This window comes from Streptomyces sp. WAC05292 (assembly GCF_003949955.1).
GTDB classification, from domain to species: domain Bacteria; phylum Actinomycetota; class Actinomycetes; order Streptomycetales; family Streptomycetaceae; genus Streptomyces; species Streptomyces globosus.
The window spans coordinates 1-9,111 of record NZ_RPSE01000248.1 but is presented as its reverse complement, the minus strand read 5'-3'; the positions used below and the strand labels follow the sequence as shown (position 1 = coordinate 9,111).

At 73.5% G+C, this 9,111-nt stretch carries 8 protein-coding genes; 2 read left to right on the top strand and 6 right to left on the bottom strand.

Annotated elements, in window-relative coordinates; genetic code table 11:
* Window positions 1-8: 8 nt before the first annotated feature.
* From hemB to EF903_RS22490, 6 genes are all read right to left on the bottom strand, one after another.
* Window positions 9-1,010 carry a porphobilinogen synthase gene (hemB, locus tag EF903_RS22515; protein ID WP_125545934.1) on the bottom strand — a complete coding sequence of 334 codons (1,002 nt, stop codon included), beginning with the start codon at window positions 1,008-1,010 and terminating at the stop codon, window positions 9-11.
* A 130-nt stretch (window positions 1,011-1,140) separates the two neighbouring features.
* Window positions 1,141-2,811, bottom strand: coding sequence for a uroporphyrinogen-III synthase (locus tag EF903_RS22510; RefSeq protein WP_125545932.1), 1,671 nt, complete (start codon window positions 2,809-2,811; stop codon window positions 1,141-1,143).
* Window positions 2,808-3,776, bottom strand: a complete 969-nt coding sequence (gene hemC / locus EF903_RS22505; protein WP_125545930.1) for a hydroxymethylbilane synthase — start codon at window positions 3,774-3,776, stop codon at window positions 2,808-2,810. Before hemC ends, EF903_RS22510 begins: the two co-directional genes overlap by 4 nt.
* Window positions 3,773-5,479 carry a glutamyl-tRNA reductase gene (locus EF903_RS22500; protein WP_125545928.1) on the bottom strand — a complete coding sequence of 569 codons (1,707 nt, stop codon included), beginning with the start codon at window positions 5,477-5,479 and terminating at the stop codon, window positions 3,773-3,775. The genes hemC and EF903_RS22500 overlap by 4 nt, the downstream gene beginning before the upstream one ends.
* Window positions 5,476-6,291: a redox-sensing transcriptional repressor Rex gene (locus tag EF903_RS22495; RefSeq protein ID WP_125545926.1), complete on the bottom strand. Its 816-nt coding sequence runs from the start codon at window positions 6,289-6,291 to the stop codon at window positions 5,476-5,478. Before EF903_RS22495 ends, EF903_RS22500 begins: the two co-directional genes overlap by 4 nt.
* Window positions 6,292-6,563: 272 nt before the next feature.
* Window positions 6,564-6,842 carry a glutaredoxin family protein gene (locus EF903_RS22490; RefSeq protein WP_114053610.1) on the bottom strand — a complete coding sequence of 93 codons (279 nt, stop codon included), beginning with the start codon at window positions 6,840-6,842 and terminating at the stop codon, window positions 6,564-6,566.
* A gap of 106 nt (window positions 6,843-6,948) precedes the next feature.
* Here EF903_RS22490 and EF903_RS22485 point away from each other — a divergent pair, with 106 nt between their 5' ends.
* Both EF903_RS22485 and EF903_RS22480 read left to right on the top strand, forming a co-directional pair.
* Window positions 6,949-7,905 (top strand): HAD family phosphatase, encoded by a 957-nt coding sequence (locus tag EF903_RS22485; protein WP_125545924.1) that lies wholly within the window; start codon window positions 6,949-6,951, stop codon window positions 7,903-7,905.
* 395 nt (window positions 7,906-8,300) lie between these two features.
* Window positions 8,301-9,098, top strand: a complete 798-nt coding sequence (locus EF903_RS22480; protein ID WP_125545922.1) for an ECF subfamily RNA polymerase sigma factor, BldN family — start codon at window positions 8,301-8,303, stop codon at window positions 9,096-9,098.
* Window positions 9,099-9,111: the final 13 nt, after the last annotated feature.

The following is a 9,111-nucleotide window of genomic DNA, read 5'->3' as shown; positions in this document are numbered from 1 at the left end:
GACCCCCGTCACCGCTCCCGCCGCAGCCACCCCGCAGCCTCAGTCGCCCAGTACGTCAGGATCGTGTCCGCGCCCGCCCGCTTGATGCCGGTCAGCGTCTCCATGATGGCGCGGTCGCGCTCCACCCAGCCCTTCTCCGCGGCCGCCTCGATCATCGCGTACTCGCCGCTGATCTGGTACGCGGACACCGGTACGTCGACGGCCTGGGCGACCCGGTAGAGGATGTCGAGGTACGGGCCGGCCGGCTTGACCATGACCATGTCGGCGCCCTCCTCCAGGTCGAGCGCCAGCTCGCGCAGCGACTCGCGGGCGTTGGCCGGGTCCTGCTGGTAGCTCTTGCGGTCGCCCTGGAGCGAAGAGGCGACGGCCTCGCGGAAGGGGCCGTAGAACGCGGACGAATACTTCGCCGTGTACGCCAGGATGGCGACGTCCTCGTGGCCGGTCTCGTCCAGCGCGTCCCGGATGACGCCGACCTGGCCGTCCATCATGCCGCTCGGCCCGACGACGTGGACGCCCGCGTCGGCCTGGACCTGCGCCATCTCGGCGTACCGCTCCAACGTGGCGTCGTTGTCGACGCGCCCCTGCGCGTCGAGGACGCCGCAGTGGCCGTGGTCGGTGTACTCGTCGAGGCACAGGTCCGACATGATCACCAGGTCGTCCCCGACCTCCGCCTTCACGTCGCGGATCGCGACCTGCAGGATGCCGTCGGGCTCGGTGCCCGCCGTGCCCAGCGCGTCCTTGTTCTCATCCGCGGGCACCCCGAAGAGCATGATGCCCGCGACACCCGCCTCGACGGCCTCGGCGGCGGCCTTCCGCAGGGTGTCGCGGGTGTGCTGGACCACGCCCGGCATCGCCTTGATCGGCAGCGGCTCGCTCAGGCCCTCCCGGACGAACGCCGGGAGGATCAGGTCGGAGGGGTGCAGCCGGGTCTCCGCGACCATCCGCCGCATGGCAGGGGTGGTGCGCAGCCGGCGGGGCCGCGAGCCGGGGAAGGATCCGTACGCGCTCATCTTCAGTCGCCTCTTCGAGCTTCGACAGCAGTCGGGACCCAGCCTAGGGCCGGGTCCGCCCCGCGACGCGTGAGGGCCCGGGTGCGGCTGCACCCGGGCCCTCGGCGCCACTCGCCGTGCGGGTCGTCCCTCAGGTCGTCCGGCGCCGCCGCGCCCCCGGCCGGCGCTCGCTGGGCCGGGACACGGACTCGCCGGCCTCCTTGGCGGCCTCGCGGCGCGCCGCGCCGTACTCGGCGAGGGCTTCGGCGAGCTTGCTCACGCTCGGCTCCGGCGACAGGACGTCGACCCGCAGGCCGTGCTCCTCCGCCGTCTTCGCGGTCGCCGGGCCGATGCAGGCGATGACGGTGACGTTGTGCGGCTTGCCGGCGATGCCGACGAGGTTGCGCACCGTCGAGGACGAGGTGAAGAGAACGGCGTCGAAGCCGCCGCCCTTGATCGCCTCGCGCGTGTCCGCCGGCGGGGGCGAGGCGCGCACGGTCCGGTAGGCGGTGACGTCGTCGACCTCCCAGCCGAGCTCTATCAGCCCGGCGACGAGGGTCTCGGTGGCGATGTCGGCGCGCGGCAGGAAGACGCGGTCGATCGGGTCGAAGACCGGGTCGTACGGGGGCCAGTCCTCCAGCAGTCCGGCTGCGGACTGCTCGCCGCTGGGCACGAGGTCGGGCTTGACACCGAACTCGACGAGGGCGGCGGCGGTCTGCTCCCCCACCGCCGCGACCTTGATCCCGGCGAAGGCGCGCGCGTCGAGCCCGTACTCCTCGAACTTCTCGCGCACCGCCTTGACGGCGTTGACCGAGGTGAAGGCGATCCACTCGTAGCGGCCGGTGACGAGGCCCTTGACGGCGCGCTCCATCTGCTGCGGGGTGCGCGGCGGCTCCACGGCGATGGTGGGGACCTCGTGCGGCACGGCGCCGTAGGAGCGGAGCTGGTCGGAGAGGGAGGCGGCCTGCTCCTTGGTGCGGGGGACGAGCACCCGCCAGCCGAACAGCGGCTTCGACTCGAACCAGGCGAGCTCCTCGCGGCGGGCGGCGGCGCCCTGTTCGCCGACGACGGCTATGACCGGGCGGGCGCCCTCGGGGGAGGGAAGGACCTTGCCCTGCTTGAAGACCTGGGCGATGGTGCCGAGGGTGGCGTTCCAGGTCCGCTGGCGGGTGGTGGTGCCGCCGACGGTGACGGTGAGCGGGGTGTCGCCGGCGCGGCCGGCGGCGACGAGCTCGGCGCAGGCGGCGGGGACGGTCTCCAGGGTGGCGGAGACGACGACGACGCCGTGGCCGGCGCCGACCTCGCTCCAGCACTGCGCGGAGGCGTTGCGGGCGTCGACGAAGCGGACGTCGGCGCCCTGCTCGCCGCGCAGCGGGACGCCCGCGTAGGCGGGGACGCCGACGGCGGTGGCGACGCCGGGCACGACCTCGAAGGTGATGCCCTCGCCGGCGCAGGCCAGCATTTCGGAGGCCGCGTTGCCGTCGAGGCCGGGGTCTCCGGTGACGGCACGGACGACCCGCCTGCCGGAGCGCGCGGCCTCCATGACAAGATTGGCGGCGTCCCGGATCACCGGTACTCCGGCGGCCGCTGACGCCTCGTCAGCGATCGTCAGCTGTGGCGTGTCCACTCCGGCGCGCGCGTGCGTGCGGACGACCTCGAGCACCTCGGGCTCCGCGATGAGCACATCCGCGGCGGCGAGCGCCTCGACGGCGCGCAGCGTCAGCAGTCCCGGGTCGCCGGGGCCCGCACCGAGGAAGGTGACGTGCCCGTGCCCGGCGGCGGCGACAGGGAGAGCGGAGGTGGTGGGACGTGAGGGGTTCAAAGGGATCGCTCCCCCATCAGACCGGCCGCGCCCTTGGCCAGCATCTCGTCCGCGAGTTCGCGGCCGAGCGCCATGGCCTCGTCGTGCGACTGGGGCACGGGACCGGTGGTGGACAGCTGCACGAGCGTCGCGCCGTCGAGGGTGCCGACGACGCCGCGCAGGCGCATTTCATTGACAATCTGCCCGTCGGCCAGAAGGTCGGCGAGCGCGCCCACGGGGGCGCTGCAGCCGGCCTCCAGGGCGGCGAGCAGGGACCGCTCGGCGGTGACGGCGGCCCGGGTGTGCGGGTCGTCGAGCTTGCCGAGGGCGGCGATGAGGTCCGCGTCGGACGCGAGGCACTCGACGGCCAGGGCTCCCTGGCCGGGTGCGGGCAGGACGCTGTCGACCGACAGGTAGTCGGTGACTTCGCCGCTGCGGCCGATCCGGTTGAGTCCGGCGGCGGCGAGGACGACGGCGTCGAGCTCGCCGTCCCGCACGAAGCCGATGCGGGTGTCGACGTTCCCCCGGATGGCGACGGTCTCGATGCGCTTTCCGAGGGTGCGGGCGTAGTGGTGGAGCTGGGCGGTGCGGCGGGGCGAGCCGGTGCCGACGCGGGCGCCGTCGGGCAGCTCCTCGAAGGTCAGGCCGTCGCGGGCGACGAGCGCGTCGCGGGGGTCCTCGCGCTGCGGCATGGCCGCGATGACGAGGTCCTCGGGCTGCGCGGTCGGCAGGTCCTTGAGCGAGTGCACGGCGAAGTCGACGTCGCCGCGCAGCAGGGCGTCGCGCAGGGCGGTGACGAAGACGCCGGTCCCGCCGATCTGCGCGAGGTGCTCGCGGGAGACGTCGCCGTAGGTGGTGATCTCCACGAGCTCGACGGACCGGCCGGTGACGGCCCGCACCGCGTCGGCGACGTGCCCCGACTGGGACATGGCGAGCTTGCTGCGCCGCGTGCCGAGCCGGAGGGGCTGGTCGGAGCGTGAATTCATGATGCCCGTCCTGAGTCGTGGGTCTGGTTGGCCTGGCCGGCCGCGGCCGCCCCGTCGGCCCGGCTGACGGAGGCCACCGTCTGCGGGTCGAGGTCGAAGAGTTCGCGCAGGGCGTCGGCGTACCCGGCGCCGCCGGGCTCGCTGGCGAGCTGCTTGACGCGCACGGTGGGGGCGTGGAGGAGCTTGTCGACGACGCGGCGGACGGTCTGGGTGACCTCGGCCCGCTGCCGGTCGTCGAGGTCCGGCAGGCGCCCGTGGAGGCGTGCGACCTCCATGGCGACGACCTCGGCGGCCATCGCGCGCAGGGCGACGACGGTGGGGGTGATGTGGGCGGCGCGCTGGGCGGCGCCGAAGGCGGCGACCTCGTCGGCGACGATGCCGCGCACGGCGTCGACGTCGGCGGCCATGGGCGCGTCGGCGGAGGCCTCGGCGAGGGATTCGATGTCGACGAGGCGTACGCCGGGGATGCGGTGCACGGCGGCGTCGATGTCGCGGGGCATGGCGAGGTCGAGCAGGGCCAGGCGTACGGGGGTTCCGTCCGCGTGGCTGCGGGTGCCCTTGCGCGGCTGCCGCTGGGCGGCGGCCTCGCCCTGGTCGGCCCAGGTGCCGTGGAGTTCGAGGTCGGTGGCGTCGACGCCGGTGAGGGCGGCGCGCCCGGCGGCGGCCGGCGCGTCGGCGGGGCAGCCGTCGCGGTCGGTGCCGGGGGTGCCGGTGAGGGTGCGGGCGACTCCGGCGTCGGCGAGGCGGCCGCCGGCCGCGGCGACGGCCGCGAGGCGCGCGACGACCTCGGGGTCGAGGCCGGCGGGCAGGGCGGCGGTGCGCGGGCCGGCCTGCGCGGGGAGCGTCCGGGGCGCCGCGGCCGGGGTGTGGGCCAGGGCGGCGGCGACGTCGTCGCCGGTGAGGACGAGGCCGGTGGCGCCGGTGCAGGAGACGACGACGTCGACTCGTGTCAGTTCGTCGGCGACGGCGGCCATGGTCACCGCCCGGGCGGCCACGCCTGTGCCTGAGGCAACCAGAATCTCGACGAGACGGTCGGCGCGCGCGCCCGTCCGGTTGGCGACGACGACCTCGGCGGCGCCGACCCGGGCGAGGGTGGCGGCGGCGAGGGAGGACATGGAGCCGGCGCCGATGACGAGGGCCCGCTTCCCGGCGGCCCAGGACTCGACGGGTTCGCGTCCGGCGGTCAGCTGCTCCAGGCCGAAGGTGACGAGCGACTGCCCGGCCCGGTCGATGCCCGTCTCGGAGTGGGCGCGCTTGCCGACCCGCAGGGCCTGCTGGAACAGGTCGTTCAGCAGGCGGCCGGCGGTGTGGAGCTCCTGGCCGAGCGCCAGGGTGTCCTTGATCTGGCCGAGGATCTGGCCCTCGCCGACGACCATGGAGTCCAGTCCGCAGGCCACCGAGAAGAGGTGGTGGACGGCCCGGTCCTCGTAGTGGACGTACAGGTACGGGGTGAGCTCTTCGAGCGCGACGCCGCTGTGCTGGGCGAGGAGCGTGGAGAGTTCGGCGACGCCCGCGTGGAACTTGTCGACGTCCGCGTACAGCTCGATGCGGTTGCAGGTGGCGAGCACGGCGGCCTCGGCGGCCGGTTCGGCGGCGAGGGTGTCGTGCAGCAGCTTCACCTTGGCGTCGGCCGACAGCGAGGCGCGCTCCAGCACGCTCACGGGTGCGCTGCGGTGGCTCAGTCCCACGACGAGGAGGCTCATGCCGGCATCACCGCCGGGACGTCGCCCTCGGGGCCGGGCTTGCGGGCGCCGGAGGCGGGGCGGGCGGCGGGCGGCACGACGGCGGCGGCGGAGTCCGCACCGGCCCCGGCGGAGGCGGAGGCGGTCGCAGCGACGGCGGCGGCGGAGTCCTCGCCGGCCTTGCGCTGCTCGTGGAAGGCGAGGATCTGCAGCTCGATCGACAGGTCGACCTTGCGCACGTCGACGCCGTCCGGGACGGAGAGGACGGTCGGCGCGAAGTTCAGGATGGAGGTGACGCCGGCGGCGATCAGCCGCTCGCTGACCTGCTGGGCGGCGCCCGCCGGGGTGGCGATGACGCCGATGGAGACGCCGTTCTCCCGGATGATCTTTTCGAGGTCGTCGGTGTGCTGGACGGGCATGCCGGCGACGGGCTTGCCGGCCATGGCCGGGTCGGCGTCGATCAGCGCGGCGACACGGAAGCCGCGGGAGGCGAAGCCCCCGTAGTTGGCGAGGGCCGCGCCGAGGTTGCCGATGCCGACGATGACGACGGGCCAGTCCTGGGTCAGGCCGAGCTCGCGGGAGATCTGGTAGACGAGGTACTCGACGTCGTAGCCGACGCCCCGGGTGCCGTAGGAGCCCAGGTAGGAGAAGTCCTTGCGCAGCTTGGCGGAGTTGACGCCGGCGGCCGCCGCCAGCTCCTCGGAGGAGACCGTGGGCACCGAGCGCTCGGAGAGCGCGGTCAGGGCGCGCAGGTACAGCGGAAGCCGGGCGACGGTGGCCTCGGGGATACCTCGGCTGCGGGTCGCCGGTCGGTGAGTTCGGCCAGTTGCCACGATGCTCCTGCGGGATGAGCGGGGCTGAAGGCGGTCCTCTGTCCCGAGACCGCCCCGTCGACAGCAGGCTATGTCTTTGTGAACGCGTGCACAAAGATTGTGTCCGCTTTGTCCGACCAAAGTGACCGGGGTCACGCGCCCTGGGCCCGTGGCCGAACGGCGCACAACGCACCGAACCCGTTCAGATCCTGCCGGGGGCAAACCGACACACACTCCTCACCCATACGCCCCCGAGAACCCACAAAACGCCCATGATGGTAGCCGCCGGGCGGTCAGCCCTCCAACGCCCGGCGCAGCCGGTCCGGGTTCACCCTCCAGAAGGTGTGCTGCTCGCCGTCCACGAGCACCACCGGGATCTGCTCCCAGTGCCGCCGGTAGAGCTCCTCGTCCTGGGAGATGTCCTTCTTCTCCCACGGCGCACCCACCTCGGCGCAGACGCGGGCGACGACGGCCTCGGCGTCGTCGCACAGATGGCACCCGGGCTTGCCGATGAGGGTGACCATCCGCTCGCCCGGGCTCTTCTTTTCCTTGCGGCGCAGCAAAGGGCTCATGCCCCCATTCTCCCGCCCCGCGCGCCGGCTCCCGCGCACCGGGGAGTTCACGCCCCGGCAATCGCGCGGTTCGGGAAGTCCCGAACACAGTGGCTATGCTCGCGTCATGGCCGCTCGAGGATGGCTCACCCCCCGTAGGCGCTCCGCCACCGCGCGGAGCGTACTGGCAGGCGAGGCCTCGGCCGAAGCCGCCCGCAAGACCGCCCGGGTCCTCGAAGCGCGGGCTCCGGAGGTCGCCCGGCCCGAGCCCGCCCTGCCCGAACCCGTCGAACCGGAGTTCCCGGTGGCCGGCGACGACCTGGCCGCCGCCTTCTTCGACCTCGACAACACCGTCATGCAGGGCGCGGCGATCTTCCACTTCGGCCGCGGCCTGTACAAGCGGGAGTTCTTCCGCCGCCGCGAACTCGCCCGCTTCGCCTGGCAGCAGGCCTGGTTCCGGCTGGCCGGGGTCGAGGACCCCGAGCACATGCAGGACGCCCGCGACAGCGCGCTGTCCATCGTCAAGGGGCACCGGGTCAGCGAGCTCATGTCCATCGGCGAGGAGATCTACGACGAGTACATGGCCGAGCGGATCTGGCCCGGCACCCGCGCCCTGGCCCAGGCGCACCTCGACGCCGGCCAGAAGGTGTGGCTGGTGACGGCCGCGCCGGTCGAGACGGCCACGATCATCGCCCGCCGGCTCGGCCTGACGGGCGCCCTGGGCACGGTCGCCGAGTCCGTGGACGGCGTCTACACCGGCCGCCTGGTCGGCGAGCCGCTGCACGGCCCGGCGAAGGCGGAGGCGGTGCGCGCGCTGGCGGCGGCGGAGGGCCTCGACCTGGAGCGGTGCGCGGCGTACTCCGATTCGCACAACGACATTCCGATGCTGTCGCTCGTCGGACATCCGTACGCGATCAATCCGGACACAAAACTGCGCAAGCATGCCCGAGAGCACGACTGGCGGCTGCGCGACTATCGGACCGGCCGCAAGGCCGTGAAGGTCGGCGTCCCCGCGGCTGCCGGGGTCGGCGCGATCGCGGGCGGCGCCGCGGCCGCCATCGCCCTGCACCGCCGCCGCAAGTAGCCTCCGCGGCGCCCGGGCGGCCCTCCGCCTGCACCGGAGCGGCCCGACCGCCCGTACGGCGGCGGCCGCGCCGTCCCGCCGGGCTGCCCGGCGCACATTCCCCCAGCCCTACCCGCGTCGGCGGGCGGGCACGCACGCCTGCGCGACCCGGTCCGGAGCCAGCCTGGAACTGCCCATTCCGCGTCACCGACCGATCAGCAAGCGATCACCAATTGCGACCGAATATGCCTTCGACACGCAACAGAAGTGTCGGAATCGATGATTTCTGCAACTGGGTGTAGTGCCGCCTGTACGAAGCGTTATTCTCCTCAGACGCATGCCGCCGCCCATCTGTCGCCACGACGGGTGAACGGCCTCGCACTGCACGTGATGGAAGCTCTGCCTCTGGGAGTCCCGTGTACCCACCTGTCGGGGTTGACGCCTCGGGCCTGGCTACGCTGCGCGCAACGGTCCTGGACCACCTGCGCGGCTTCGTCCCCACCGCGTACGCCGTCCCCGCCCTCGCCGCCGGCCTCGGCCCGGTCGGCCCTTGCTATGCCCTGGCCGACGGCGGAGCGACGGTGGGCAGACGCGGTCGCACGGCCGGCGGCACCGCCACCTCCGGCACCACCGCCCCGGCCGCCCGCCGGCCCACCGCGGACAGCGACCAGGCCCGCATGATGGACCTGGTCGAGCGCGCGCAGGCCGGCGAGGCCGAGGCGTTCGGCCGGCTGTACGACCAGTACAGCGACACGGTGTACCGGTACATCTACTACCGCGTGGGCGGCAAGGCGACCGCGGAGGACCTCACCAGCGAGACGTTCCTGCGCGCCCTGCGCCGCATCTCGACCTTCACCTGGCAGGGGCGCGACTTCGGCGCCTGGCTCGTGACGATCGCCCGCAACCTGGTGGCCGACCACTTCAAGTCCAGCCGCTTCCGCCTCGAAGTGACCACGGGCGAGATGCTCGACGCGAACGAGGTGGAACGGTCCCCCGAGGACTCGGTGCTGGAGTCCCTCTCCAACGCCGCCCTGCTGGAGGCCGTCCGCAAGCTCAACCCGCAGCAGCAGGAGTGCGTGACCCTGCGCTTCCTCCAGGGCCTGTCGGTCGCGGAGACGGCCCGGGTGATGGGGAAGAACGAGGGCGCCATCAAGACCCTCCAGTACCGGGCGGTGCGCACCCTGGCCCGCCTGCTCCCGGAAGACGCCCGCTGACCCCCTCCCCGAC